Raw genomic sequence first — 25,366 nt, 5'->3', positions numbered from 1 at the left:
GGAGCTGTTCGAGCCGTTCGGTGAGGAAGCTCCAGGTCCTCCAGAACTCTTCGAGATACGCCCGTCCCTGAGCGTTGAGGGAATACACCTTGCGCGGCGGCCCCTTCTCGGACGGGACCTTCTCCACGTCGACGAGGCCGCGCTGCTCGATCCTGATGAGCAGCGCGTAGATGGTGCCCTCGGCGATGTCGGAGAAGCCCTGATCGCGCAGCCACGCCGTGATCTCGTAGCCGTAGGCGGACCGGCCGGACAGGATCGCCAGGACGATGCCCTCCAGCGTTCCCTTGAGCATCTCCGTCACCTGCTTGCCCATGGAACACCCCCTTTTTCAGCTACTTGGTGTTGCTGACTACCAGTAGAAAGTAACACTGACTACCGGTACATAGCAACACCGAATAGCTGAGATAAAAGGGGACCGCAGGTGTGCGAGTGCGGGCGACCTGATCGCTGCTTGTGAGCGAGCCCGCCGCCATCTCCTCAGGAGAAGACGGGCCGCGTCAGCCCGCCGGAGATGTCGATCCCCGGCTTCGCCGTCACGGACGCGGCGGGAGCGCCGGCGACCACGGGCGCGGCCGCGAGTGCAGCCATCGCCGAACAGTTCCTGGCATCCCGCCATCGTCGGCACCGGTCTCGGTCAGCATCTCCAGCAGGCCTGTGTCCTGCGCCCGCATCCAGATGCCCGTCGCTTCCCGTCTGGGTGAGGATCGGGCTCGGTCCGATGTCAGGTGGGCAGGGGCCGGTCGTTCACGACGTGTTTCATGACGAGGGTGGAGTTCAGGCGTTGCACGCCGGGGAGTGCGGACAGGACGTCGTCCTCCAGCTCCTGGTAGGCGGTCAGGTCGGCGGTGACGATGCGCAGCAGGTAGTCGGGGTCGCCGAACAGCCGTTGCGCCTGCACCACCTCGGGCACCCGCGCGACCGCCGCCTCGAAACCCAGCAGGGTGTCGCGGTCCTCCTGGCGCATGGTGACGAAGACGAGCGCCTGGAACGTCAGGCCGAGGGCACTCGCGTCGACGATCGCCCGGTAGCCGCGGATCGTCCCGCTACGCTCCAACTCCCGCAGACGGCGGTGGCACGGCGAGACACTCAGCCCCACCCGTGCGGCGAGCTCCGTGATCGTCAGGCGACCGTCTTCCTGAAGCACAGCAAGAATCTTCCGGTCAATCGCATCCACGTAGAAGATTCTTCCATACAAGCGGCCCGATCAGGGAAAAATTGGAAACACCTTTGGGCACATCAAACGTATTCTTCCCATATCCGCCGATCAACCGGGAGGAATCCATTCATGGCCGCCGGCTCCGTGCTCGCTTTCTGGGCGGTCGCGTTCCTGCTCATCGTCGTTCCGGGCGCGGACTGGGCCTTCACCATCGGTGCCGGGCTGCGGGGTCGGTCGGTGTACCCGGCGGTGAGCGGGCTGGTCGTCGGCTACGCCGCGATCACCCTCATCGTCGCGGCCGGAGTCGGAGCCCTGGTCGCCGGATCCCCGGCCGTCCTGACCGGCCTCACCCTCGTCGGCGGCCTTTACCTGATGTGGCACGGCGCGATGACCTTCGCCCACCCCGCCACACCCGACGCCCCGACCGAAGCTCCGGCCGGCACCGACTGGAACACCTTCCTGCGCGGTATCGGCGTCAGCGGTCTCAACCCCAAAGGCCTGCTGATCTTCCTCGCCCTGCTCCCGCAGTTCACCGACCCGTACGGCACCTGGCCCGTCGCCGGGCAGATCGGCGTCCTCGGCCTGGCCTTCATGGCCACCTGCGCCCTGTTCTACCTCTGCCTCGGCGCCCTCACCCGCACCGTCCTGCACGGCCGGCCCGCCGCGGCGCGCCTCATCAGCCGCCTGTCCGGAGCCGCCATGATCGGTATCAGTGTCTGGCTGCTCACCGACCACATTCTCAGCTGAGCGCCCCTTGGGCAGGGCGCCACGGTTCGTCAGAAGCTTTCCGCGCGGTCATGCGCCCACCGCGCCGTTCGGCTTCACGCGGACAGCGCCCGCGTCGGTGAGCACGCGCTTCCATCGGGCCGGTCCCACGTCGCCGGACCATAGGCGTGCGCGGTGTACGCGGACGAGCCGGACGTGACCGGCACCGGAAGCGTTCGGGTGTTCAGGCCCGACCGGCTGCGCCCCGAGAGCACGTTCCGGTCAGCGTCACCGCTCTTCGGGGGTGCCGGTTCGCCGGTTGTGGTGGTCCAGCAGTCTGGACAACAGCTCGGTCAACCCCTGTCGCTCCTCGGGTGACAGCGGAGCCAGTAGTTCGTCCTGGCATTCGGCCAGCCGCTTCTCCAGTCGCCGCAGCTGCCGCTTGCCCGCGGCGGTCAGCGAGATGACGTTGCGCCGCCGGTCGGAGGGGTCCGGGGCACGCTCGACCAGTTTGCCGTCGGCGAGCTCGTTGATCGTCGCGACCATGTCGCTGAGGTGGATGCCGCTACGGCGGCCCAGCGCGGCCTGGCTGGCCGGGCCGGACTCCTCCAGCGTCGCCAGCAGGCGGTAGTGGTAGCCGCGGGCGCCGACGGACGAGAACCCGTCGCCCACCAGGCGGTGCGCGTGATGGGCGGTCTGGGTGAGCAGCCAGCTGGGCAGGCTCTCCCACCAGGCAGGCGTCTTCTCGGATGGGTTCTCCATGTGACAAGTCTAACGAATCGTTGGAAGCACTAATGATTCATTATATCGTTTGGACACCAAACGTTAATCGCCCGAACATTAGGGTGCTGAATGAATCCCCCGGAGCTAAGACCATGATCGAGCCGTTCCGCGTCAACATCCCTCAGGCCGACCTCGACGACCTGGCCGACCGACTCTCCCGCACCCGCTGGCCCAACGAGGTCGCCGACGCCGGGTGGGACTACGGCTTCCCACTGGCGCGGCTCAAGGAACTGGCCGAATACTGGCGCACCGGCTACGACTGGCGCGAGCACGAGGCCAAGCTCAACGAGCTTCCGCACTTCACCACCGAGATCGACGGCCAGAACATCCACTTCGTCCACGTCCGGTCTTCGAAGCCGGACGCGCTCGCGCTGATCCTCACCCACGGCTGGCCCGGTTCGTTCCTGGAGTTCCTCGACGTGATCGAGCCGCTGTCGCGCGACTTCCACCTGGTGATTCCGTCCATCCCCGGTTACGGCTTCTCCGGGCCGACCCACGAGCGCGGCTGGGACATCGTCCGGGTCGCGCGGGCCTGGGACGAGCTGATGCGCCGCCTGGGGTATGAGCGCTACGGCGCGCAGGGCGGCGACTTCGGCGCGGGCATCTCCCTGGCGCTCGGTGCGGTGGCACCCGAGCGGGTCGTCGGGGTGCACGTCAACTACCTGCCGACCCGGCCGGATCCCGACGTCGAGGTGTCCGAAGCGGATGAGGCCCGGCTGGACAAGGTCAGGCAGCTGATGGCGAACCGGCCGCCGTACCAGACCCTGCAGGCCCTCACCCCCCAGACCATCGGCTACGCGCTGACCGACTCGCCGGTCGGCCAGCTGGTCTGGATTGCCGAGCGCTTCGCGCAGTGGACCGACCCTCGCTCGCACATCGGTGACGACCGGATGCTCACCGGCATCTCGCTGTACTGGCTGACCGCCACCGCGGCCTCCTCGGCGCGGCTGCATCGCGAGACTCCGCGGCGGATCGAGCCGTGCCCGGTACCGGTCGGCGTGGCGGTGTTCGCGCACGACATCACGCAGTCGGTGCGACCGCTGGCCGAGCGGCTGTACGACATCAGGCACTGGTCGGAGTTCGAGCGCGGCGGCCACTTCGCCGCGATGGAGGTGCCGGAACTGCTCGCCGAGGACGTCCGGGACTTCTTCCTTACCCACGTCAAGTAGGGCTACCGGGGCCAGAGGCGCGACTTGCGCGCCTCTGGCAACAGGGGCTATCTTCCCAGGAAGTAAGTTTCCCAGGAAGAATTGCTGGTCAGTTGATGAACGATACGGACCCCGAGGTTCCGGCTCCCCAATGTGATGGTTCCACCGAGCGGGTGCCACCGTACGCTCCTCGCGTCGGCGGGCCCGATCCCATGGCCGTGGCCGCACTGTGGCAGCAGGAACTCCCCGGTCTCGACGTCACCAACATCGTGCTGGCGTCGGCGATCCACCGGATCGCGCAACTCCTCGAACAGGACTTCACCGAACTGGTCAAGGAGTACGACCTTCTCCCCTCCGAGATGCGGATCCTGCTGGCTCTGCGCCGCTCGCCACCGAGTTACGCGCTCAGCCCGACCCAGCTGTTCCGCCGTCTCATGGTCACCTCCGGCGCCGTGAGCAAGCAGGTGCACCGATTGTGCGAACGCGGCCTGGTGAGCAGGCATCTCGACCCACAGGCGCCACGCGGTCAGCTGGTGCGGCTGGAGCCGGCCGGCAGGCACATCGCCGACCAGGCGGTGCGGCGCATGAGCACGACGCACGCCGGACTGGAGGCCCTCGACCGGAGCGAGGCGCAACGGGCCATCGTGATGGCGCAGCAGGTGCTCTCCGCGTTGGACCCGTCCGTCGGCTCGTCCGGGCCGAACGCCGACGAATGACCGCCACGTAAGGACCGAGCCGATCGCCCGCGCCGGCCGAGGCGCGTGACCGATATCGAAGGACTCAAGGACCATCACATGAACGACTCACCGAAGATCATCCTCATCACCGGAGCCAGCAGCGGCATCGGTGCCGCCACCGCACAACGGCTCGCCGCGGCGGGCCACCACGTGGTGCTCGGCGCCCGCCGCCTCGATCGCCTCGCCGCCCTGACCGCCACGATCCGTGCGGGCGGCGGCTCCGCCGAGCACCTGGCACTGGACGTGACGAACCAGGAAAGCGTCCACTCCTTCGTCCAGGAGGCCCACCGCCGGCACGGACGCGTCGACGTCCTGGTCAACAACGCCGGCGTGATGCCACTGTCAAGGCTTGACGCGCTACGCGTCGACGAGTGGGACCAGATGATCGACGTCAATCTACGCGGCACCCTGCACGGCATCGCGGCCGTTCTCCCGTTGATGAAGGCGCAGCGCTCGGGACACGTGATCAACGTTTCCTCGACCCTCGGCCACGACGTCGTCCCCAGCTCCGCCGTCTACAGCGCCACCAAATTCGCGGTCAAGGCCCTGTCCGAGGGACTCCGCAAGGAGCAGCAGGACATCAGGGTCACCGTGATCAGCCCTTCCTTCACCGAATCCGAGCTGAACACCCTGGGAGGCGATCCCGACACCATGGCGTGGGTGCGCACCATGGCGGACAAGCTCAACATGCCCGCGTCCTCCGTGGCGGACGCCATCGCCTACGTCATCGATCAACCCGTCGCCATCGACGTCAACGAGGTCATCATCCGCCCCCTCGTCGAAGCCGCCGCATAACCCATTTCGAGCGTGCCGCGCCGCGTCAACGGCCGGCGAGCTCCGAGAAGATCTCCACCAGTTCGGGCCGGTCGAACGGGCCGACATGGGGTGCCGCGACGCTTCGCACGTCGGTCGGGTTGTCCGGAGTGAGACGGTCGGCCTCTTTGATGAATCGGTCCTGCAGCGCCGGCGGAATCAGACGGTCGAGGGTGAGGCGCACATAAGTCCGGGGAATCCGGCCCCAGGTGTGTGCTTCGCCCCGGGCTTCGGCAGCGGGAATGCCGGCGGTCTCGTCCGGTTCGAGCAGGTTGAGCAGCCGGCGCACCCCTTCGTCGGTGAAGTCTCCGGCGAGGGCGTTCTTGACGCCGTGGAACACCGCCGGGTCGGCCGAGCGCCAGTTGAGCCGGCTCACCCCCAGGACCGCCGGATCGGCGACCATGGCCGCGGTCACCTGAGCGAGCAGGCTGTCGCCGTTCTCCGGCGTTTCGAGATAGGCGGCCACGTTCGGCAGGTCCACGCAGCAGTACGCCGCGACATAGACGACCCGATCGAGCAGTTCGGGGATGGCGTTGCCGACTCTGCTCACGGTGACGCCGCCCTGGCTCATGCCGACGAGGATCACGGGCCCATGGCGGCGGGCGCGGCGCACCACATCCACGACGCGCTCGACATAGTCGTCGATGGTGATCTTCGCGAGCGGCGACGGTTCGGTTGCCAGTGCCTCAAGGTCCTGCGGGTTCTGGTACGAACGGGGATAGAACGCTTCACTGCCGTGTCCTGGAAGGTCGACGGCCACGCACCGGTGCCCACGCAGGGTGAGCTCGCCGGTCAGCCCCGAAGCCCAGGCCGACGAGGAGTTGGTGCCGTGGATGAACACCAGGGTCGGCGGTCGCCGATCGGCGTCGCGGTTCGTTGTCATTGACGTTCGCTCCTTCTGTCTGTTGGACGGGTGGTGTGAGTCGGCGGTCAACGGTGCGGTCGGCGCCACATCGGCCACAGGGGCGGGCTGTCCGCCACACGAACCGGCTCGCCGAGATCCTCGAATCCGTGCCGCCGGTAGAGGACGCGACTCCTGGGCGAATTCGCCTCCAGATACGCGGCGAGCCCGTCGGCGTCCGCTCGCTCCAGTCGGTGCCGCAACATCGCCGAGCCGAGTCCGGCGCCCTGCCGCCCGCCGATCACCCCCATGCACGGGAGGTAGAGGTGCGGTTCGCGATCGGGATGCCGTGGGGCCAGTGCCTGGCCCAGGGCCAGCAATCGCGCGCCGTTCTCACCGAAGACCGTCCCCTGGTCCGCCCCGGGCGTGTCCGGGCGCCCCTCATGGGGCGACTGTCCCGCGGCCAGCCTCAGCCATATCGAGGTGCCCTCGCGACGGCCGGCAAGGTACACCTCGGCGGCGGGATGGGCGAGCAGGGAGCGGTAGTAGTGCGCCTGGAGACGGCCTCGCCGGCCCACCTCGGGGAAGAGCCAGCAGACGACGGGATCGTTCATGAACGCCTTGGTCAGGACGTCCAACACCGCCTGCCGGTCTGCGGCATCCGCCCGCCGCACGGATGCGTACGGTGTATCAGCTGTCATGGGTACAGCGTATTGAGATGGTCGCGGAAGTGGGCGTGTTTTGAGGATTCGGCGAGTTGAAGTGAACTGGTACTGAGAGATTGAACTAGTACACTCTTGGCGAGCAGAAACCTCACCAAAAGATCGGGGGCTCCATGCCGTCGTCAACGCAGCGGCCGGAACCGCCCTACAGGCAGATCGTCGAGGAGATCCGCGCCCGGATCCTGGCCGGCGACCTGCGGCCCGGAGATCGGGTTCCCTCCATCCGGGAGATCGCCCGGCGGTGGAGCGTCGCGGTCGCGACCGCGACCAGAGCGATGGCCGCTCTCCGCGACGACGGGCTGGTCGAGACGAAGGTCGGCGCCGGCACGGTGGTCAGCACCCTCACGGGCCAGAAGAAGCCGGTCGGCGTGACCACTCCCCCGAGACCGCGGCGCGCCGGTGCCCCCAAGCAGGCGCTGAGCCGGAAGCAGACTCTCCGCACCGCCATCGCGATCGCCGATACCGAGGGGCTCGACGCCGTATCCATGCGGCGACTCGCGGCCGAGTTCGGTGTCGCTCCGATGTCGTTGTACCGGCACGTTTCGAGCAAGGACGAATTGGTGACGCAGATGACCGACGAGGTCTTCGGCGAACCGGAGCTCCCCGTCCCGGGGCCAGACGGCTGGCGGGCCAAGCTCGAACTGATCTCCCGCCTGCAATGGGAGCTGTGCCGGCGACACCTCTGGCTGCCCAGGGCCATCTCGTTCACTCGCCCGTTGCTGGTGCCCAACATGATGGCGCATACCGAGTGGACCCTGCGTGCACTCGACGGGCTTGGACTGCCCATGACAGCACGGATTCGAGAGGCGCTCACGCTGCACTCACTGGTCCTCACCGTGGCGCTGTCCATGGCGGATGAGGTCGAAGCCGAGCAGGAGACCGGTGTGACGCTCGACCGGTGGTGGCTGACACAGCGGAAGCGGGCCGACGAGCTTCTCCACTCCGGACGATTTCCGCTGCTGGCCACGGTTACCGGGGAAGAGGTGTCGGACGTGGACGGATTGTTCGAGTACGGCCTCGCACGCCATCTCGACGGTTTTGCCGTCCTGGTGGAGAGTCACCACCTCGCCGAGGCCGAAGACCACCACTGACACCGCGTGGAGCCCCCGCTCGTCTCTTCGAAGACCTGTCTTCGAAGAGACGAGTCTTCAGAGACGAGCGGCGGCTTTTTCGCATTGGGTCACGCCGTTCTCCGCCGTCCCCGTGACGATCTCGAAGATCGCCCGGGGACGCTTCGACGCTCACCGACGTGTCGGACACGAACGTCAGCCCGGTGTGCACGTCAACGGAATGCGGCCAGCGCGACCGGCTGCCACTTCCGCCACGTGGCAAGCCGTTCCTCGTACTCGGCCGCGACCGGCTCGAACGACTTTCCGAAGAAGACCCGGGCCGGCGGGTCGTCGGTGTCGGCCAGCTCCAGGATCGGCCCGCGCGTCGCCTTGGGGTCGCCGAGTTCCCACGTGATTTCGGTGGCCGCGCGGACCTCGGCGTAGTCCGGGTGCTCGGCACTGGTGCGGACGCTGCCGCCGCCGAAGTCAGTCGAGTACGGGCCGGGCTCCAGGCAGACAACGTCGATGCCGAAGTGCGTGACCTCCTTGCGGAGCGACTCCGACAGCCCTTCCACCGTCCACTTCGATGCGTGGTAGCCACCGATGCCGGGGAACGCCCGGACCCCGCCCTCGCTGGTGACCTGAATGATCCGGCCGTGACCCTGCGCGCGCAGCACGGGCAGGACCGCCTGCGTCACCCATAGCGTGCCGAAGAAGTTGGTCTCCATCTCGGCGCGGATCTCGGTCTCGGTCAGCTCCTCGACCATCCCGAAATGGCCGTAGCCCGCGCTGTTGACCACCACGTCCAGCCCGGGCCTGGCGCCCGACGCGCTGGCCCCGCGCCTGACCGCGTACACCGTGGTGGGCGGCCTGCGCGAGCTGTACATGACCCACGAGGCCCACCACCGCGACACCGCCACCGAGGAGTTGCTCCCCCTGGTCGACCGCGTACTCGACTTCGCCCGCGCGGGCCTCCTGCGGAGTACCGCTCCCTGATCGCGTTCGGACGACGCGCAGGACTCCAGGCCGGAGCCTCAGCCGTTGACCAGGGCGCGGTCGAGGAGGGGGAGCAGGCGGTCCCAGTGGCGCTGTAGCGCGGAGGGGTTGAAGGCGTCGGTGTCGGACATGGTGAAGCCGTGGACGGTGCCGGGGTAGATCTCGGAGGTGTACTCGACGCCTGCGGCATCCAGGGCCCGGTTGAGCTCGCCGAGTGCCTCGGGCGTGATGTCGGTTTCGGCGTGGCCGAAGTGGACCTGGGCGGTGAGCTTGGAGAGGCTGTCGGGCCCGTCGGCGCCTACGGGGCCGTGGAATCCGGCGACTGCGGCCACCTGGCCGGGGTGGGCCGCGGCGGTGCGCATCGCCAGGAGGCCGCCTATGCAGTAGCCGGTCACCGCGACCGGTCCGGCGCCGACCTCGGGCTGGGTGGTGAGGAACCCGAGGAAGGCGTCGGCGTCGCGCAGGATCCGTTCGGTGGTGTGCGCCTCGATCAAGGGCATCAGCTGGGCGAAGATCGCGGGCCGGACCTCCTCCCCGATGTGCTCGGGAAGTTCGATCACCGGTGCCGGGCCGTGCCGGTAGAAGAAGTTGGGGACGAGCACGTAGTACCCGTGCCCGGCCAGTTCGCGGGCCATCTCCCGCAGCACGGGCCGGATACCGAAGCCGTCCGCGTACATCAGCACCCCCGGGTGCCGCTCGCCATCGTCGGGGAAGGCGGCGAAAGCGTCGGCCTGGCCGTCCGCGGTGGGAATCCGCAGAGTCTTGGTGGGCATGTTTTCTCCTGTCGTGGTTGATGTGTAGAACCTGTGATCAACACGACAGGAGGCGGAGCCCGCACGGCAGCGCAGGATCCTCGATCGAACAGCGGGCTCGCACCGGCCCGCACGGCGCTCAGAAGAGCACCGGGTCACCGATCTGTGCGTGGCGCAATGCCGTCCCGGTAGTCATCGCCGCACAGCATAACCCAATGGCCCATCGGACAGAGCCTGCTCTTGCACGAGTTCTTAGTGACACCCTCGCCCCGGGTCCACGGGCTCAATGCCGCCGGCAGCCATGTCGTGCCTCCTGACGTGCCGTCCGAACGGGACCAGGAAAACTTACCGACAAGTAACCTACCCGCCAGTACGCTTCGCCTTGAGGACTGCTATCGTTAAATATGAAACACAGTAATAGCGCTACCACTGATACGGGAGTAGCGGTCCACGGTGTGGTCCTGCCGTCGGTGCTCGACGCGATCGGCGTCGCGCAAGACAAGAAGGTGGAACGGTGACCGACACCGTCCTTCGGCTACTGCGTGACCGCAAGAAACAGGGAAGCACTCCCGGACATCGCAGCGACGACGCGCGCCTGGTGCTACTGGTCGAAGGCGGAAGCTCTCGTGGTGTCTACTCGTACGGTATGGCGATCGCCATCGAACAACTGGGGCTGCTGCCGATGTTCGATGCCGTCTACGGCAGTTCCGCAGGAGCGCTGAACGCAGCGTGGCTGCTGTGCGGTCGCGCCGAAAGCAGCGTGCACGCGTGGTGGGATCCGATCATCATGGGGACGACCATCAACCCAAGGCGTGCACTGCGCCGACTGCCGGTCGTGGACACTCGTTTCCTTGTCCACACCGTGTACACCGAGATCATGCCGATGGGGTTCCAGGAGATCCTCGACAGCACCGTCGAGTTCCATCCGATCGCCACAGACGCCCTCACCGGCCAGGCCACCGATCTGCACGAGCAGATCCGTGACCGATCCAGCTTGCAGGCCGCGCTCCGCGCTTCGACGGCGATGCCACTTCTCGCGGGCGAACCGATCGAGATCGACGGGCGATCGTTCGTCGACGCCGGGGTGAGCGAGTCGGTCCCCGTACGGACGGCACTCGCCCAGAAGGCCACGCACATCGTCGCGCTTCGCACCCGACGTATGGACGAGACCACGTCGGCTCCGTCCCTCGGCGAACGTCTGATGATGTCGCGATGGTTCGCCCGGCGCGCACCAGGAGCCCTCGAGCCATGGCTGCGCCGCGAGGCCATCAGAGCGGAGGAAGAGCGGCTTCTGGCGTCGCATCCCGCGACCTTGCAGATCCGCCCGCCGATCGGCAGCGCGCCGATCGGCCGTACCGAGCGACGCCCACTCCCCCTTCGCGCAGCCGTCGGCACAGGCCGGCAGGCGGCATTGAACGAACTGGCGGGCTGCGTCGAAGAGCTTCCGTGAGATTCCCCCCGAACGGTGGACCTGGTCATATCCGCCTCCGGTCTGACCGCACCCCGCTGTAGTCCGTCGTCGCCGGACTCCGCCGCCGCGGTAGCCGAACAGACTCCCTGCACCGGTTTCATTCACGACGGTCCGCGACCACGGCGGCGGAGGTTGAATCCGTTCCCACCGGAGGCAAGACCGACGACCCGCGTGAAGTGTCACCGCCGCCTGCCCTCTGAGAGGTGCGAACGTGCGGCCCTCAATCCCTACCGCCGAAATCCCAAGGAGAAAACGCCATGGACAGGACAGGCACGGAGCAGATCAACCACGTCAACGGCGAATCCGAACGTCGTGTTCGGACCGTTTCCTGGGAGGATCACTCTGCGTTCGCGACCGCGGCCGTCGAGATGAACGGCCTGGAATTCCTCCAGGCCATGGTGCGCGGCGATGTTCCTCTCGCGCCGATGATGGAATTGATCGGCATGCGTCTGGCCTCGGCCGGGGAAGGCGAAGCGGTGTTTCGCCTCACGCCCGGCGAATTTCACTACAACCCCATGTGGTCCGTCCACGGAGGCGTGTATGCCACCTTGCTGGATTCGGCGGCTGCCTGCGCTGTGCACACCACGCTGCCTGCCGGAAGCAGATTCAGCACCCTGGACCTGTCTGTTCGATTCATCAGGCCTATCCGGATAAGCACCGGAACCGTCACGTCAACGGGCACGGTCATCCACGCCGGACGAAACATCGCGCTGGCCGAGGCGCGTTTGGAGGACACCGCGGGTACGTTGCTGGCGACCGCGACCGCCAACTGCTTCATCGTTCGACCGTGAGATCCGATGGAGACGGCGGCTGCCGTGGGGTTCAGGATCTCGCGGAGCTCGCCGAAACCGGCAAGCTCACCGTGAGGGTCGGGGCCACCTACCCCCTGGAACACGTGGCCGACGCCCAGCGCGCACTGTCCGCCGGCGGCACCTCCGGCAAAGTCGTCATCGAGATCACCTGACGCGATATCCCCATGGTCCCCGGCTACGGCCAGGGCCTGGATCGAAAATGCCGGTCAAAGACACTCGTTGACGACCGTGATGGTGACGGTGGTCTCGTAGCCGGCCTCCGATGCCGACCGCCGCGCTCACGTGCCGGCCACGACGCCGGTCTCGGCGCATGCGGCGGCGATGCGGTTGACGCCCTCGGAGATCTCGTCCGTACCGGTGTTGTCGGCGAAGCTGAGGCGCAGGTATGGAGCCGGGGCCTCAGCGGCGAAGTAGGGGCGGCCGGGAGATACGGCGACACCGGCACGGAGAGAGGCGGCCACCAGGGCGGCCTCGTCGGTGCCGTCCGGCAGGCGGATCCACAGGTGGTAGCCGCCGGCGGGTGCGCGGACCGTGGCGGCGAGACCGGGCAGGTCGGCCTGCAGTGCGGCGAGCATGGCGCCGCGGCGTTCGTGCAGGCCGGAGGAGATGGTGCGCAGATGGCGTGACCAGGCGGGAGCGCTGACGAGGTCCAGGGTGGCCTCCTGGAACGGGCGGGGCACGAAGAAGCTGTCGACGATCTGGATGGCACGCAGTCGCTCCATGACCGGCCCGCGGGCGATGAGCGCACCGACCCGCAGACTGGGCGAGGTGGGCTTGGTCAGTGAGCTGATGTGCACGACGGTGCCGTACGGGTCGTCGGCGACAAGCGGCGACGGGAGCTGTCCGCCGTGCCCGAGCCGGCGCGCGAAGTCGTCCTCGATGACAAAGGCGCCCGCGGCGTGTGCGATCTCGATGATTCTGCGACGCCGGTCGGGGGCGAGGACCGTGCCGGTGGGGTTGTGGAAGAGCGGCTGGCAGTAGAAGACGCGGGCTCCCGTGGCGGTGAAGGCGTGGTCCAGGAGGTCGGGGCGTACGCCGTCGTCGTCGATGGGCACCGGTACGGGGCGCAGCCCGGCGGCGCGGGCGACGGCCAGCGCGCCGGGATAGGTCGGCGATTCCACGAGCACCGGCGAGCCCGGCGCGGCGAGGGCGTGCAGCGCGGTGGTCAGTGAGGCCTGGCCGCCCGCGGTGATGAGCACGTGCGCGGGGGTGATGTTTCCATTGGGCCCGCCCACTTCCCGGGCGAACCAGGCGCGTAGCGCGGTCAGCCCCTCCAGCGGAGGCTGCTCCCACGCGCCGGGGCGGCGGGCAGCGCGAGCGAAGGCCGTGCCGAGGGCCTGTGCGGGCTGGAGCGAAGGGTGCAGATAGCCGCCGTTGAAGGCGATCACGCCGGGATGAGGGGCTGCCAGGCTGGCGGCGACACCGGTGGCATCGACGATCCGCGGGGCGGGCTCACCATGTTGCTGGTCTTCGGCGGTAAGCGCGATCTGCTGCCAGGATGTGTCGACGGCCCTGCTGTCGGAGACGCTGTTGTGTGCGCGGTATGCGCCGGCGCCGGGCCGGGTGACCACCAGCCCATCGGCGGCGAGAGTGCTCAGCGCGCGTGAGACGGTAACCGGACTCACTCCGAAACGTTCCACGAGAGCCCGGCTGGACGGCAGCTTCTCCCCCGGAGCATAGGACTGGAGCTCGCCGCGCAGGGTTTCAGCGAGATCTCGCGAACTGCTACCGTTCCTCATAAAGATAAATAATAGCGCTACGCTTCCTATTGCGGGCAGGGCTCGACTCTCCGGGCATGCCCGATGCTGCCGGCGGCCCTACTTGGGCGAGCTTCAACCACCTGTTATCAGAGATAACGAGAGCACAGAGAAGCGTTACCGCCACAGTATGGGTAACGATTCCCGGCTCACCGCGATCTCCTTCCGATACGGGCAGAGGTCGCCACGCCGCCCTCCTTCAAGCGCCCTGGACGCTCTGACCGCACCCGCCTCCACGACGGCGCGTCGTTGATCCCGGGGGCGGCCTTGATCGGAGTTTGGGCCATCTGACGTAGCGCTGCGGCGACTCCCTTGAGCAATGCATACTTCGTATGCATACTTAGTACTCATGCCGGTCAGACACGGGCTACTCGCCCTACTCAGCAAGGGGCCCCGGCATGGCTACCAGCTGCGGGTCGAGTTCGAGGCGTCTACCGGGGCGACCTGGCCGCTCAATATCGGCCAGGTCTACACGACGCTGTCCCGCCTGGAGCGCGACGGCCTGGTCAAGCCGGGCGAGTCGGACGAGCAGGGCCGGGTCGTCTACACGATCACCGCGGCCGGCCGGGAGGAGATGGTGCGGTGGTTCGCCACCCCCGTCATCCACTCCGACCGGCCGCGGGACGAGCTGGTCATCAAGCTGGCCATGGCCGTCGCGGCCAGGAAGGTGGACGTCACCGAGGTCATCCACAGGCAGCGGACGGCGACCATGCGCGCCCTCCAGCAGCTGACCAGGGCCAAGCGAGCCGCCACGGAAGGGGCGGCCCAGCGGCTCGTACTCGACTCCATGATCTTCCAGGCTGAGGCCGAGCAACGGTGGCTGGACCACTGCGAGGCCGTTCTCAAGGAGGCAAAATGACGTTCGTACGGCTGGTCGAGGTGGCCGGAGTTCATGGCGAAGGGGCGACAGCCGTACACGCTCTGAAGGGTGTCAACCTCAAGGTCGACGCGGGAGAGCTGGTCGCGGTCACGGGCCCGTCCGGGTCCGGCAAGTCGGCCCTGCTCAACCTCGTGGGCGGGCTCGACCGCCCCACGTCGGGGGCGGTGCACATCGACGAGCAGGACCTGGCCACCGTGCGCGACCCGTCGCCGGTGAGCGCCCGGTGAGCGCCCTACTGGTCGCGCTGCGCCTCGCCCGCCGAAACGCGTGGCGTTCCCGGGGGCGAAGCGCGCTCATCATGGTGATGATCGGCTTGCCCGTCCTGGTGATCACGGGGGTCTTCACCCTCACCGAGACAATGAGCGTCACTCCGCGGGAGGGGCTGGTGGCCGAGCTCGGCGCGGCCGACGCCCGCCTCGTCCAGACACCCGAGGGCACGGTGCTCCAGCAGCAGCCGAACGGGGCGAGCTGGAACACGAGCGGCGGCGACTACGAAGCGGCCGCTCCCGAGCTCGGCGCCGCCAAGGTGGCGGCCCTGCTCGGACCGGGCACCCGGTTGATCCCCTTCAGCACCGGCGCGCTCCGGCTGAGCACCGAACGGGTCGACGCGCTGGAGACCGACCTGCGCGATCCCCTCACCAGGGGAATGCTGACATTGAGCGAGGGCAGATTTCCCGCCGCCCGTGAGGTCGCGGTGACGCCCGCGCTCGGCCTGCGCCCCGGCGATCTCCTTCGGCCGTCCGGCGAGGCGCCGCTGACGGTGGTGGGCGTGGTCGAGCACCCGTACCGGCCCTCGCTTCGCGAGGTGGTGGGTCCGGATCTGCCCCTGGCGCCCCCGGACGGCTTCTTGTCTCCAGCCGAGTACGGCCCCGGCTGGCTCGCCGACACCGCGAAGCCCGTGACCTGGGCCGACGTGCCCGCGCTGAACACGGCCGGCCTGTACGTCACCTCCCGTGCCATGATCTCGGACTTCGAGCCGCGCGCCCTGGTTCGTTTCTCCTTGGACGTCCCGCGCACGGTCGGACTCGGCGCCATGGTGATCATGGTGGTGCTGGAGACCGTGCTGCTGGCCGGGCCCGCCTTCGCGGTCGGGCTCCGGAGACGGCGCCGGGAACTGGCCGAGATCGCGGCGCAGGGCGGCTCGGCCGGGCACCTGCGGACGATCGTGCTGGCCGACGGGCTGGTTCTCGGCGGTGCGGCCACCCTCGTGGCGACGGTGCTGGGCATCGGGGCCGGAGTGCTGGGCGCCTCGATCATGGCGCGCTGGGGAGGGCAGGTCGGCCCTCCGGGGGTACCGTGGCCGCCGGTCCTGGGCATCGCCGCACTGGGCCTGCTCACCGGGCTCGTGGCAGCGCTGGTTCCCGCCATACAGGCGGCTCGGCAGAACACCGCGGCCGTGCTGGCCGGCCGCGCGCCCGCGGTGGCCGATCGGCCGGGATGGCCCCTGGTGGGGGCCGCGGCCGTGCTGGCCGGGCTGGGGGCGACCGTGGTGGCGCGACGCCAGCCGGACTCGATGTGGGTGCTCGCCTCCGCGGTGCTGATCCTGCTCGGGCTGGTGGCGTTGATGCCCTGGCTGGTCCGCTGCACGGGACGGCCGGCCGCGCGGTTGCGCCTCCCGCTGCGGGTGTCCGTCCGCGACGCGGTCCGCCACCGATCCCGGACGGTGAGTGCCGTGGCGGCCGTCATGGCGGTCACGGCCACGGTCGTGGCGGTGGGCATCGGCGCCAACAGCGAATACATGGATCGGCGCAACGCCTATACCTCGGCGCGCCCGACCGGCACGCTGGCGATCTGGGCCGGCACCATCGGCGACACGACCTGGAACAGGCTTCGCGCCGAAACGGCCCGCCGGCTGCCGGGCGTGCCGCTGGCCGCCGGCTATCAGGTGAAGGACGCCCAGGGCCGCCGCTACGCGTTGCGGTACACGGTGCGATGGAACGGGATACGGACGCGCCGTACGATAGCCGTCGGAGACCAGACTCTGCTCAGGCTTCTGCAAGGGCGCCACGATCCGCAGGCGGCCGCGGCGCTGGCGAGCGGCAAGGCCGTGGTGTTCGACGCGTCCGCGGTGCGAAACGGCAAGCTGGCGCTGCGGGCGGGCTCCACGTCCGGCCCCGCACGCAAGCTCGAAGTGCCGGCGATGCTGGCCACACCCGCCGACGAGTACCAGGGCGGGGCCCTGCTGCCGCGCGCCCTGGTCGAGCAGGCGGGATTCTCGACGGTGGAGCGTCAGCTCTACGCCATGTACCGGCCGCCGGCCGACTCGACGCTGTCGCGCGATCTGGCCAAGGTGACCCCCCGCGTGACGGTCGCCTCCGAGGAGGGTTATCGCAACGTGCCCGACCCCGGCTTGTGGGGCTGGCTCGTCGGCGCTCTTGTCCTCGTCGTCGGCGGCACGCTGGCCGCCACTCGCCTGGCGGCCGCCGACATGCGGCCTGAGCGGGTGACGATGATGGCCATCGGCGCACCGCCGGGGACGTTGCGGATGGTCGTGGCCGGCCAGGCCCTCTACATCTCCGGGCTCGGCGCGCTGGTGGGGCTGGTCGCGGGAACGGTGACGGGTGTGGCGCTGAGCCGGCCGATGACGACGCACGGCGCCGGAGATCCCGCCACGATCGCCATACCGTGGCCGTTCGTGATCGCCGTGGTGGTGGGGCTGCCCATTCTGGCGACGGTGGCGGCGCTGATCACCCGGACCAGGCTGCCCCTCGCCCGCCGGCTCCTGTGACACGGTTCCTGCGATCTGAGGCACCGGAAGCTCCTGTTCTCTCTGGGTTCTGTAGCCGGCCCAGCCGGCCGCGGCGCGCTTGAACGACGAAGCCATGCGAAGATCAACTGATGGCAGCGTCACGGACGACGAAAGGTGATCATGCTGATCAGGGCAGCGCGGGCGGACGAAGCCGAGCTCCTGAGCGAGCTGGCGATTCGCTCCAAGGCTTACTGGGGCTACGACGAGGCATTCATGGCAGCCTGCCGAGACGAGCTGACCATTCCGGCATCGGAGGTTGAGAAGCTGCGAACCACAGTGGCTGAACATGACGGTCGCATCCTGGGTTTCGCCACGTTGGAGGGAAACCCACCAGAAGGGGCCTTGGACGGGCTCTTCGTCGAACCGGATGCCATCGGCCAGGGTGTCGGCCGACGCCTGTTCGAGCATGCCACCGCTGCAGCAGCAAGCCTCGGCTTCGCGCGTCTCACCATCGACGCAGATCCGAACGCCGAGCCGTTCTACGTGGCCATGGGCGCCACACGCATCGGTGCAACCCCATCAGGCTCCATCCCGGGGCGGATGCTACCTCTGCTCGCGATCACCATTACCGAATGCCACGTCAAGGGCGAGATTCCCATCCACTGATCTGTCCCCCAGGCCCGGGTGCCCAACAACCGTCGCTCACCATGACGCACGAAGAAGGTCTTCCTACCAGCGAAAACACCAAGCAGCGACATCGAAGATCAGATTAACCTCGAGAGAAGCGCAAGATGATCGGGGCCTCCCGGCGGCGCATCGTCCTCGCCGGCTCCTCCAAGCTGGGCCGGACGGGGCTCGCGCCCGTCCGTACCCTCGCCGAGGTGGATCTCCTGATCACCGGCGGGGAGGCCGACCCCGAGATCGTCGCCAACCTACGCGATGACGGAACGCCTGTGAATCTCGTGGACTGGTGGCTCGTCAACGTCAGATCGCGAGGAAGCTTGCCGCATGCCGTCCCCACCTGCGGAGGTCGCCGATGGTCTGGGCGATCTCCAGCTTGGAGCCGGGGATGAGGGACGCCATCTCGGTAGCCGTCGAGACGGGGTGTGTGGGGTCATCCGCCCAGGGCAGGATCAGCACCGGCAGGCGCAGCCGGGCGATGAACTCGCGTGGCGGCAGATCTGAGTCGCCCACCCCGCGCAGGAGCGACGGTAGCAGCCGTTCGTCGACGTCGACCGGCAGAGGCATACCGGGCGCACCCTGGTGCGGTGCGGGAACGGGCGCATCGCGCAGCAAGGACTCCATTGCGGCCGAGCCGCGTTCTTCTACGAGTTCGGCCAACGACGCATAGAGCTTGCTTTGGGGTGCCCGGGTCTCCCACGCTGTCGGCGGAGCGGTCAGCACGAGCTTCTCGAAGCGATCGGGAGCGAGAACCGCGGCATGAAGCAGCGTCGCCGTGCCCAGCGACATGCCGATCCCGGCGACCGGCGCCTCCGGCGAGAGCACGTCGATGAGGGCCAGCAGGTCACGGGCGAGGTTCTCGAAGGAGAAGTCCGCCGGATTCGGCTGTCCTCCAGAACGTCCGTGGCCACGGGCGTCGTAACGGATCAGGCGGTGCCCTGCTGCAGCGACCGGCTCCCAGTCGTAGGGGCCGACGGCCTCTGGGCTCAGGCTGCTGCTGCAGAGGGGATGGGCCCAGATGGCGATCGGGCCGCTGCCGGTTTCCGTCCAGGCCAGGACAGTGTCGCGGATCGCGGTCTCGTTCCAACGACGCTCGGTCGATTCACCTTCGATGCTCATGCTCCAAACATCCGCCCTGGCAGCGACACGTGGCAGACCGAGCCTCTCCCTGGGAGAGGCCCTCCCCGGCAAGGTTCGAGGCAGGATAGGGGCATGGACGGAGAGCAACTGGCGGATTTCCTGCGCGCACGACGCGCAGCCGCCCGACCGACGGATGCCGCGACCAGTGGCCTGCGCCGGGTCTCGGGACTGCGGCGCGAGGAGGTGGCCGAGCTCGCCGGGATCTCCGTCGACTACTACACGCGTCTCGAGCAGAACCGCACGAGCAGGCCGTCGGTGCAGGTCGTCGCCGCGCTGGCCGCCGCACTCGACATGACCCAGGCGCAGCGCGCCCACCTGTTCCGGCTGGCTGACCACCCAGTGCAGATGCCGCAGCCGCGGACGCAGCGGGCCGATCCCGCCTTGCTGCGCATCCTCGAGCAGCTTGACCAGGTGCCCGCGCACGTGATGACCGATCTCGGCGAGACGCTCGCGCAGAACCGGCTTTCGCTCGCGCTCTTCGGCGACGCGTCCGTCCACACAGGCGCCGCGCGCAGCACGTACTACCGGTGGTTCACCGATGCCGCGGCCCGCCAGGTGTTCGCAGAGGACATCCGCGAGCGGGAGAGCCGCGCCCGGGTCGCCGAGTTGCGCGCGACGCTCGTGCGCCGGTCGGATGAGCCGGCCCGCGAGCTTGGCGAGAAACTGCGCTCAGCAAGCGCGGAGTTCGCGGCGCTGTGGGACGCGCACGAGGTGGAGACGCGGATCAGCGACCGCAAACGGATCCTCGGCCCGACGGGCATGCTTGAGCTGTACTGCCAGTTCCTCACCGCCGGAGCCCCAGATCAGGTGCTCGTGGTGTTCACCCCGGTCGCCGGCACGGACGCCGCCGAGCGGCTTGCGCGAATCGGCTAGCGGGTCGTCACGCAGCCTTGGGCGGGTAACCGGTCCAGCTTCTGATGGGTGAGCCGGCGGCGAAGCCGGTCTTGGGCCGGGCTTGAGCGTTACGCCGGCGCACGCAGGCGTCGATCGCCGCGTTCTGCTCATCGTGCCATCGAAGAGACAGACCAGCCTGACGGGTCCACCGCCGGAGATCAGTTACCCGTCCGAAGCTCGGTGACGGGCCACTAGCTCCTTTTACCGGCGAGGACGGGTCTTTCCTGAGGCCCGCGTTTCCGAGCGAGGCCGGGAGGAACGCGGCGGCCCGGCGGGCCGCCGCGTTCTGGAGAGGTGTGGGGTTCATGCGGCGGGGGCGGTCGTCAACCTGATCTCCTCCTCCTCTTGTCCCGGCCGTTCCAGCCGGAGGTAGAGGCGTATCTTCCCGATGAGGCAGGACACGACCTCCTCGGCCTCGGGGCGGATCTCCCAGTGGTCGGCGTGGACGTCGGCGCCGGTCTTCGCGTGGAAGGCCGTCAGCTGCCAGCCGTCCTGGCCCGCGTCGTCCGTTCTTCTCACGGCGTGAATCTCGCCGCCGTGGTGAAGGTGGATGGAGGAGGCCAAGAGATCGATCGGGGTGACAGTCATGCCTGGACGACCTTCCTAGGATGATCTTTCATCTGGCGGGTTGTGGCGTGGGGCGGATCGCCGGTCAATCCCGGGCGAGGAGCGCGTCGCGGTCATCGGCCTGCTCGGCCCGTGACGGTGGGCCGGTCCGCGGCAGGACGGTGAGGGCGATGAGGACGGCGGTGGCCAGGAGGGCGGCGCCGAGTGTCAGGCCGAACGCGTATCCGTCGGTGAGGGCCGAGGGCGTGACGGTCTGACCGGTGCAGTGCTGGGCGGCGGCGCCGAGGACGGCCAGACCGAGTGAGGCGCCGATCTGGCGTGAACTGTTGAGCAGGCCGGAGGCGGTGCCCGTCTCGTGGGGCGCGACACCCGCGGTGGCGATGGAGACGACCGGTCCGAGGCAGAGCCCGAACCCGACGCTGGCGACGATCGACGGGCCCAGGACGTCGGTGAGGAAGGCGCCGTCGGAGCTGATCAGGCCGAACCAGGCGAACCCGGCCGCGGTCAGCAGCCCGCCGCTGACCAGGAGGGTCCGCGGCGCGAGCCGGTAGCCGAGTTTGATGGCGAGTACCGAGCCGACGATCACGCCGAGGGCGAACGGCAGGAACTCGAGCCCGGTCAGGGCCGGCCCGGTGCCGAGCACACGCTGGAGGTACAGCGACATGAAATAGAACGATGAGGTCATGGCCCCGCCGACGAAGAGGTTGTAGATGTTGGCGCCGGCGACCGAGCGGTTGGCGAACAGGCCGAGCCGGATCAGCGGTTCGCGCGTGGTGGTCCGCTCGACATAGACGAAGGCGGCCAGCAGCGCGGCGGCGACCGCCAGGGTCGTCAGGGTGACCGGGGAGGTCCACGGATACCGGTCGGTACGGACGACGCCGAACACCAGCAGGGCTGTGCCCGCGGTGGACAGGACGGCGCCCGTCACGTCCGGACGGCCGCCGCGAACCGGGGGCGGGCCGGCGGCGACGGCCCGCCAGGTCAGGGCCAGCGCGCCGGCGGCCATCGGGACGCTGACGAACATCACCCATCGCCAGCTGGCGTACTGGGTGAGCAGGCCGCCGATCAGGACGCCGAGGGCGCCTCCGGCGGCGTTCACCGCGGCCCATACGCCGAAAGCCCGGACGCGGGCCTTGCCCGTGGGGAACGTCGAGGTCAGCAGCGCCAGCGCGGCCGGAGCCACCGCGGCGGCCCCGATGCCCTGTACGGCACGAGCGGCCACGAGATGGCCGGGCGCCTGGGCGAAGCCGCCGACGAGTGAGGCGAGGCCGAACAGGCTGAGCCCGACCAGCAGTACCCGCTTACGACCGTAGCGGTCGGCGGCCTTGCCGCCCAGCAGGAGCAGCCCGCCGAAGGTGAGCGCGTAGGCGTGGATCACCCAGGTCAGCCCCGCCGCGCTGAAGCCGAGGCCGAGGCCGATCTGCGGGAGTCCGACGTTCACCACCGACAGGTCCAGCGACACCATGAACTGCACGACGGCCACCGCGGCGAGGGTGAGCCCTGGCCGGGCGCCCGCATCGACGATCGATTTTCTGCTCGCCGATTCCGTACGGGTCACCATGACTCAGTCCTCTGTGCCGTCCTCGCAGCCGGTGACCCGCTCGTGCCGGGTTTCGGTGCGGGGGGTGATGGCCGGCGGCTCTCCGGGCTCATGGAGCGGAACTCGCCCTTGATTCGGATCATGTGCATGCCGGACATCGTGCTACTCGGGCCGGTCAGCGGTCGTCATGCCCGGGGAGACTCCTCCGCCTGGCACCTGGGGAGCAGAGTCGGCCCCACTACATCGCGGGGAGTAGTGATTTATTACGACACACGGCGGACGACCCCCGGCGGGAAAAGCCCTAACCTACACAAATGATGCTCATGGACCGGGGGCGGCCGCTCGCCCAGGACGGCCTTCTCGCCGCGGTGATGGCCATCCTGCTCTCGGTCATCGTGTTCTCCACGCCGCACGCGGGCGCGCTGGATTTCGCGGCCGTCCTCGCCGGCTCGCTCGCGCTCGTCGCCTGGCGGCGGGCTCCCCTGGTGTCGTTGCTCGTCAGCACGGCCTGCATGCTCGTGGTCACGGCGCACATCCAGCCCGGTCTGCCGGTCGCCTTTCCCGTGATGGTGTCGGTGTTCGCCACGGTCTGGGCCGGCCATCGGCTGGCCGGGGCACTGGCGAGCCTGGCTTTCCTGGGTACCGATCTGGTGGTTCACCTGCCCGGCGCCGGCGGGCCCGTGAAGAATCTCCAGGACACCTCACTGCTGATCGGCTGGTTCGTGGCGGCCGGCGTGGCGGCGACGGTGACCCGGCACCGGCAGGCGTACCTGGAAGAGGCCGAGCAGCGGGCCGCCGAGGCCGAGCGCACCCGCGAGGAGGCGGCCCGGCGCCGCGCGGGCGAGGAACGGCTGCGCATCGCCAGGGAACTGCACGACTCACTCACCCACAGCATCTCGATCATCAAGGTTCAGGCCGGGGTGGCCGTCCACCTGGCACGCAAGCGCGGCGAGGACGTGCCCCCCGCGCTGCTGGCCATCCAGGAAGCCAGCGGCGACGCCATGCGCGAGCTGCGCGCCACCCTGGAGGTGCTGCGAGACCCCGGCGGCTCCGACTGCGAGACCCCGGCCAGCGGCCTCGACCGGCTCGACGACCTGGTGGATCGGGCCCGCTCGACCGGGCTGCCGGCCACGGTGACGATCTCCGGCACGCGGCGGGAACTGCCCGCCGAGGTGGACCGGGCCGCGTACCGGATCGTCCAGGAAGCGCTCACCAACGTCTCCAGGCACGCCGGCGGGGCGGCCGCGACGGTGCGCATCGGCTACGCGGACGAGGAGCTGGTCGTGCAGGTCGACGACGGCGGCACGGCCGACCCGGACGCGCCGCCCGTGCCCGGCACGGGTCTGCTCGGCATGCGCGAGCGCGTCGCGGCGCTCGGCGGCCGGCTGCGGGCCGAGCCCCGCCCCAAGGGCGGCTTCACCGTACGCGCCGAGCTTCCCCTGGGAGAGCCGTCGTGATCCGCGTGCTGCTCGTGGACGACCAGGCGCTCATTCGCGGCGGCTTCCGGGCCCTGCTGGAGATCGAGGACGACCTCGAGGTGGTGGCCGAGGCCGCGAACGGCGAGCAAGGCGTCGCCCTCGCCCGCGAGCACCGGCCCGACGTCGCCCTCGTCGACATCCAGATGCCGGTGATGGACGGCATCGAGGCGACCCGGCTGATCGCCGCCGACGAGCGGCTGAGCGGCGTCCACGTCGTGATCCTCACCAACTACGGCCTCGACGAGTACGTCTTCAACGCGCTCCGCGCCGGCGCCTGCGGCTTCATGGTCAAGGACACCGAGCCCGCCGACCTGCTGCAGGGCATCAGGATCGCGGCCCGCGGCGACGCGCTGCTGTCCCCCGCGATCACCCGCCGCCTGATCGGCGAGTACGTCGCCCGCCGCCCCGAGCCCGCGCCCGAGGGGCTCGACGTGCTGACCAACCGCGAGCGCGAGGTCACCGCGCTGGTGGCCCGCGGCCTGTCCAACGACGAGATCGCCGCCCACATGGTGATCAGCCCGGCTACCGCGAAGACGCACGTCAGCAGGGCGATGACCAAGCTGCATGCCAGGGACCGCGCCCAGCTCGTGGTGTTCGCCTACGAATCCGGCCTCGTCACCCCGCGGCGCGGCTGATCGCGTGCCGTCCGGCGACATCTCCCCCTCGATGAACCTCCTCGACCCGCACCGCCGACTCGGTCAGGTGGTCGCCCCACCGCGGGATCTTCCCGGGCGGCCCGGCCGCGCCGGTTGAGGCACCGCCCTTGCCCACCGCGTACCGTCTCCGGCGACGAGGGCCCGGTCAGTGATCCGCTGTCGCGGTGAGCGCGTAGTCCCAGAGACGGTCCGCGGCGGCCGGGTCGACCGACCAGGCCGCGACGCCGGCGGGCACGTCCGGTCCGCCCCGCACCACCTCGGCCTCCTGGTTGTCCGAGAAGAACCGGCCGGTCACGCCGTCCAGCAGCGGGGACGCGGCGAGCAGCACCGAGGTGGCGGCGCCCTGCTCCGGGGTCTTGTAGTAGTCCGGGGTCACGAGGTTCCCCTCCTCGTCCATCGCGCCCACCGCCCGCATGGTGGCGTCGTCGAGGTGCCGCTGCAGGTTGGTGTGGATGTAACCGGGCTCGAACGCGTTCGCGGTGACGCCGTCGGCGGCCCAGTGCCGGGCGAGGCCGACCGCGAGCAGCACGTCGGCCGTCTTCGACTGCGCGTACGCGGCCCACGGGTCGTACGGGCGGTGCTCGAAGTGCGGGTCGTCGAAGTCGAACGGCGCGCGCAGCTGAGCGCCGGAACTCACCATGACCACCCGCGCGTCGCCGGCCTGCCGCAGGTTCTCGCGCAGGCCGGTGATCAGCGCGAAATGCCCGAGGAAGTTCGTCGCCAGCTGCAGCTCCCAGCCGTTGGCGGCGACCTGGCGGGTGGGCAGCGCCATGATCCCGGCGTTCGCGACGATCGCGTGTACCGGCCCGGTCCAGCCGGCCACGAACGCGCGCACCGAGCCGAGGTCGCTCAGGTCCAGGGCCCGCTGGTCGCCGGTGGGGTTGCGGGTCGCGACGGTGACCTCGGCCCCCGCCCCCCGCAGGGCCCGGACGGTCTCCAGTCCGATCCCGGAGGCGCCGCCGGTGACGATGATTCGCCGCCCGGTGAGGTCGACGCCGATGAGGATCTCCGCAGCCGTGGTCTTGGCGTTGAATGGGGTGTTGATGCGTGTCATGACCACAACGGTAGGAACCGACGGTTGGACGTGGAATGGTTCAGA

At 69.2% G+C, this 25,366-nt stretch carries 28 protein-coding genes; 16 read left to right on the top strand and 12 right to left on the bottom strand.

Annotated features, from left to right (window positions below):
• On the bottom strand, positions 1 to 313 hold a 313-nt coding region (locus CHC08_RS09305; RefSeq protein ID WP_089206766.1), incomplete at its 3' end, for a PadR family transcriptional regulator.
• A 408-nt stretch (positions 314 to 721) separates the two neighbouring features.
• The gene (locus CHC08_RS09300; RefSeq protein ID WP_089206765.1) at positions 722 to 1,174 is read right to left on the bottom strand and encodes an Lrp/AsnC family transcriptional regulator; all 453 of its coding nucleotides are present in this window, start codon (positions 1,172 to 1,174) and stop codon (positions 722 to 724) included.
• 111 nt (positions 1,175 to 1,285) lie between these two features.
• On the opposite strand from CHC08_RS09300, the gene CHC08_RS09295 reads away from it, so the two are divergent.
• Positions 1,286 to 1,903 carry a LysE family translocator gene (locus CHC08_RS09295; RefSeq protein ID WP_089206764.1) on the top strand — a complete coding sequence of 206 codons (618 nt, stop codon included), beginning with the start codon at positions 1,286 to 1,288 and terminating at the stop codon, positions 1,901 to 1,903.
• A gap of 246 nt (positions 1,904 to 2,149) precedes the next feature.
• Here the strand turns inward: CHC08_RS09295 and CHC08_RS09290 are convergent, their stop codons facing one another.
• Positions 2,150 to 2,623: a MarR family winged helix-turn-helix transcriptional regulator gene (locus CHC08_RS09290; RefSeq protein WP_089206763.1), complete on the bottom strand. Its 474-nt coding sequence runs from the start codon at positions 2,621 to 2,623 to the stop codon at positions 2,150 to 2,152.
• Positions 2,624 to 2,736: 113 nt separating this feature from the next.
• On the opposite strand from CHC08_RS09290, the gene CHC08_RS09285 reads away from it, so the two are divergent.
• The 3 genes from CHC08_RS09285 (at position 2,737) to CHC08_RS09275 (ending at position 5,324) form a co-directional block, all read left to right on the top strand.
• Positions 2,737 to 3,813, top strand: coding sequence for an epoxide hydrolase family protein (locus CHC08_RS09285; protein ID WP_089206762.1), 1,077 nt, complete (start codon positions 2,737 to 2,739; stop codon positions 3,811 to 3,813).
• Positions 3,814 to 3,908: 95 nt separating this feature from the next.
• Complete coding sequence (locus CHC08_RS09280) at positions 3,909 to 4,508, top strand: MarR family winged helix-turn-helix transcriptional regulator (protein WP_089206761.1); 600 nt, start codon at positions 3,909 to 3,911, stop codon at positions 4,506 to 4,508.
• Between the two features lie 78 nt (positions 4,509 to 4,586).
• Positions 4,587 to 5,324, top strand: a complete 738-nt coding sequence (locus tag CHC08_RS09275; protein WP_089206805.1) for an SDR family oxidoreductase — start codon at positions 4,587 to 4,589, stop codon at positions 5,322 to 5,324.
• Between the two features lie 25 nt (positions 5,325 to 5,349).
• Here CHC08_RS09275 and CHC08_RS09270 read toward each other — a convergent pair whose 3' ends face one another.
• Complete coding sequence (locus tag CHC08_RS09270; RefSeq protein WP_089206760.1) at positions 5,350 to 6,225, bottom strand: alpha/beta fold hydrolase; 876 nt, start codon at positions 6,223 to 6,225, stop codon at positions 5,350 to 5,352.
• Between the two features lie 47 nt (positions 6,226 to 6,272).
• The gene (locus CHC08_RS09265; RefSeq protein WP_143653149.1) at positions 6,273 to 6,884 is read right to left on the bottom strand and encodes a GNAT family N-acetyltransferase; all 612 of its coding nucleotides are present in this window, start codon (positions 6,882 to 6,884) and stop codon (positions 6,273 to 6,275) included.
• Between the two features lie 134 nt (positions 6,885 to 7,018).
• On the opposite strand from CHC08_RS09265, the gene CHC08_RS09260 reads away from it, so the two are divergent.
• A complete protein-coding gene (locus tag CHC08_RS09260) occupies positions 7,019 to 7,996 on the top strand; it encodes a GntR family transcriptional regulator (protein WP_089206758.1) in 978 nt (325 codons plus the stop codon).
• A gap of 191 nt (positions 7,997 to 8,187) precedes the next feature.
• Here CHC08_RS09260 and CHC08_RS09255 read toward each other — a convergent pair whose 3' ends face one another.
• A complete protein-coding gene (locus tag CHC08_RS09255; RefSeq protein ID WP_218825191.1) occupies positions 8,188 to 8,754 on the bottom strand; it encodes an SDR family NAD(P)-dependent oxidoreductase in 567 nt (188 codons plus the stop codon).
• On the opposite strand from CHC08_RS09255, the gene CHC08_RS49395 reads away from it, so the two are divergent.
• Positions 8,747 to 8,950 carry a hypothetical protein gene (locus CHC08_RS49395; RefSeq protein ID WP_179281941.1) on the top strand — a complete coding sequence of 68 codons (204 nt, stop codon included), beginning with the start codon at positions 8,747 to 8,749 and terminating at the stop codon, positions 8,948 to 8,950. The two genes, CHC08_RS09255 and CHC08_RS49395, sit on opposite strands and share 8 nt — an antisense overlap.
• A 38-nt stretch (positions 8,951 to 8,988) precedes the next feature.
• On the opposite strand, the gene CHC08_RS09250 is transcribed toward CHC08_RS49395, so the two are convergent.
• On the bottom strand, positions 8,989 to 9,723 hold the full coding sequence (locus CHC08_RS09250; RefSeq protein ID WP_089206756.1) for a dienelactone hydrolase family protein: 735 nt from the start codon (positions 9,721 to 9,723) through the stop codon (positions 8,989 to 8,991).
• 493 nt (positions 9,724 to 10,216) lie between these two features.
• Here CHC08_RS09250 and CHC08_RS09245 point away from each other — a divergent pair, with 493 nt between their 5' ends.
• The 3 genes from CHC08_RS09245 (at position 10,217) to CHC08_RS09235 (ending at position 12,137) form a co-directional block, all read left to right on the top strand.
• Entirely contained in the window at positions 10,217 to 11,152 is a 936-nt protein-coding gene (locus CHC08_RS09245) for a patatin-like phospholipase family protein (RefSeq protein WP_089206755.1), read from the top strand.
• Between the two features lie 278 nt (positions 11,153 to 11,430).
• Entirely contained in the window at positions 11,431 to 11,964 is a 534-nt protein-coding gene (locus tag CHC08_RS09240; RefSeq protein ID WP_089206754.1) for a PaaI family thioesterase, read from the top strand.
• Positions 11,961 to 12,137 (top strand): zinc-binding dehydrogenase, encoded by a 177-nt coding sequence (locus CHC08_RS09235; protein ID WP_218825189.1) that lies wholly within the window; start codon positions 11,961 to 11,963, stop codon positions 12,135 to 12,137. The genes CHC08_RS09240 and CHC08_RS09235 overlap by 4 nt, the downstream gene beginning before the upstream one ends.
• 126 nt (positions 12,138 to 12,263) lie before the next feature.
• Here the strand turns inward: CHC08_RS09235 and CHC08_RS09230 are convergent, their stop codons facing one another.
• On the bottom strand, positions 12,264 to 13,724 hold the full coding sequence (locus tag CHC08_RS09230; protein WP_089206753.1) for an aminotransferase-like domain-containing protein: 1,461 nt from the start codon (positions 13,722 to 13,724) through the stop codon (positions 12,264 to 12,266).
• A gap of 367 nt (positions 13,725 to 14,091) precedes the next feature.
• Between CHC08_RS09230 and CHC08_RS09225 the strand changes: the two genes are divergently transcribed.
• From CHC08_RS09225 to CHC08_RS09210, 4 genes are all read left to right on the top strand, one after another.
• Complete coding sequence (locus CHC08_RS09225) at positions 14,092 to 14,601, top strand: PadR family transcriptional regulator (protein WP_089206752.1); 510 nt, start codon at positions 14,092 to 14,094, stop codon at positions 14,599 to 14,601.
• On the top strand, positions 14,598 to 14,849 hold the full coding sequence (locus CHC08_RS52355; protein ID WP_275937160.1) for an ATP-binding cassette domain-containing protein: 252 nt from the start codon (positions 14,598 to 14,600) through the stop codon (positions 14,847 to 14,849). Before CHC08_RS09225 ends, CHC08_RS52355 begins: the two co-directional genes overlap by 4 nt.
• Complete coding sequence (locus tag CHC08_RS09215; RefSeq protein WP_089206751.1) at positions 14,846 to 17,350, top strand: ABC transporter permease; 2,505 nt, start codon at positions 14,846 to 14,848, stop codon at positions 17,348 to 17,350. Before CHC08_RS52355 ends, CHC08_RS09215 begins: the two co-directional genes overlap by 4 nt.
• A 141-nt stretch (positions 17,351 to 17,491) precedes the next feature.
• Positions 17,492 to 17,977 (top strand): GNAT family N-acetyltransferase, encoded by a 486-nt coding sequence (locus CHC08_RS09210; RefSeq protein WP_089206803.1) that lies wholly within the window; start codon positions 17,492 to 17,494, stop codon positions 17,975 to 17,977.
• 318 nt (positions 17,978 to 18,295) lie between these two features.
• Here the strand turns inward: CHC08_RS09210 and CHC08_RS09205 are convergent, their stop codons facing one another.
• On the bottom strand, positions 18,296 to 19,111 hold the full coding sequence (locus CHC08_RS09205) for an alpha/beta fold hydrolase (protein WP_089206750.1): 816 nt from the start codon (positions 19,109 to 19,111) through the stop codon (positions 18,296 to 18,298).
• Between the two features lie 93 nt (positions 19,112 to 19,204).
• Between CHC08_RS09205 and CHC08_RS09200 the strand changes: the two genes are divergently transcribed.
• On the top strand, positions 19,205 to 20,005 hold the full coding sequence (locus CHC08_RS09200) for a helix-turn-helix domain-containing protein (RefSeq protein ID WP_089206749.1): 801 nt from the start codon (positions 19,205 to 19,207) through the stop codon (positions 20,003 to 20,005).
• 324 nt (positions 20,006 to 20,329) lie between these two features.
• On the opposite strand, the gene CHC08_RS09195 is transcribed toward CHC08_RS09200, so the two are convergent.
• Together CHC08_RS09195 and CHC08_RS09190 are read right to left on the bottom strand one after the other, a co-directional pair.
• Positions 20,330 to 20,614 carry a cupin gene (locus tag CHC08_RS09195; protein WP_245878220.1) on the bottom strand — a complete coding sequence of 95 codons (285 nt, stop codon included), beginning with the start codon at positions 20,612 to 20,614 and terminating at the stop codon, positions 20,330 to 20,332.
• A gap of 64 nt (positions 20,615 to 20,678) precedes the next feature.
• Positions 20,679 to 22,154, bottom strand: a complete 1,476-nt coding sequence (locus CHC08_RS09190; protein ID WP_089206748.1) for an MFS transporter — start codon at positions 22,152 to 22,154, stop codon at positions 20,679 to 20,681.
• Positions 22,155 to 22,447: 293 nt separating this feature from the next.
• Here CHC08_RS09190 and CHC08_RS09185 point away from each other — a divergent pair, with 293 nt between their 5' ends.
• Both CHC08_RS09185 and CHC08_RS09180 read left to right on the top strand, forming a co-directional pair.
• Complete coding sequence (locus CHC08_RS09185; protein ID WP_089206747.1) at positions 22,448 to 23,590, top strand: sensor histidine kinase; 1,143 nt, start codon at positions 22,448 to 22,450, stop codon at positions 23,588 to 23,590.
• Positions 23,587 to 24,246, top strand: a complete 660-nt coding sequence (locus CHC08_RS09180) for a response regulator (protein WP_089206746.1) — start codon at positions 23,587 to 23,589, stop codon at positions 24,244 to 24,246. Before CHC08_RS09185 ends, CHC08_RS09180 begins: the two co-directional genes overlap by 4 nt.
• A gap of 166 nt (positions 24,247 to 24,412) precedes the next feature.
• Here CHC08_RS09180 and CHC08_RS09175 read toward each other — a convergent pair whose 3' ends face one another.
• Positions 24,413 to 25,321, bottom strand: coding sequence for an SDR family NAD(P)-dependent oxidoreductase (locus CHC08_RS09175; protein ID WP_089206802.1), 909 nt, complete (start codon positions 25,319 to 25,321; stop codon positions 24,413 to 24,415).
• Between the last annotated feature and the right edge of the window lie 45 nt (positions 25,322 to 25,366).

The organism is Streptosporangium subroseum (genome assembly GCF_900188345.1).
Taxonomy (GTDB): Bacteria; Actinomycetota; Actinomycetes; order Streptosporangiales; family Streptosporangiaceae; genus Streptosporangium; species Streptosporangium subroseum.
The sequence above is the reverse complement of the archived record's forward strand: the minus strand, read 5'-3'. Positions and strand labels throughout refer to the sequence as shown.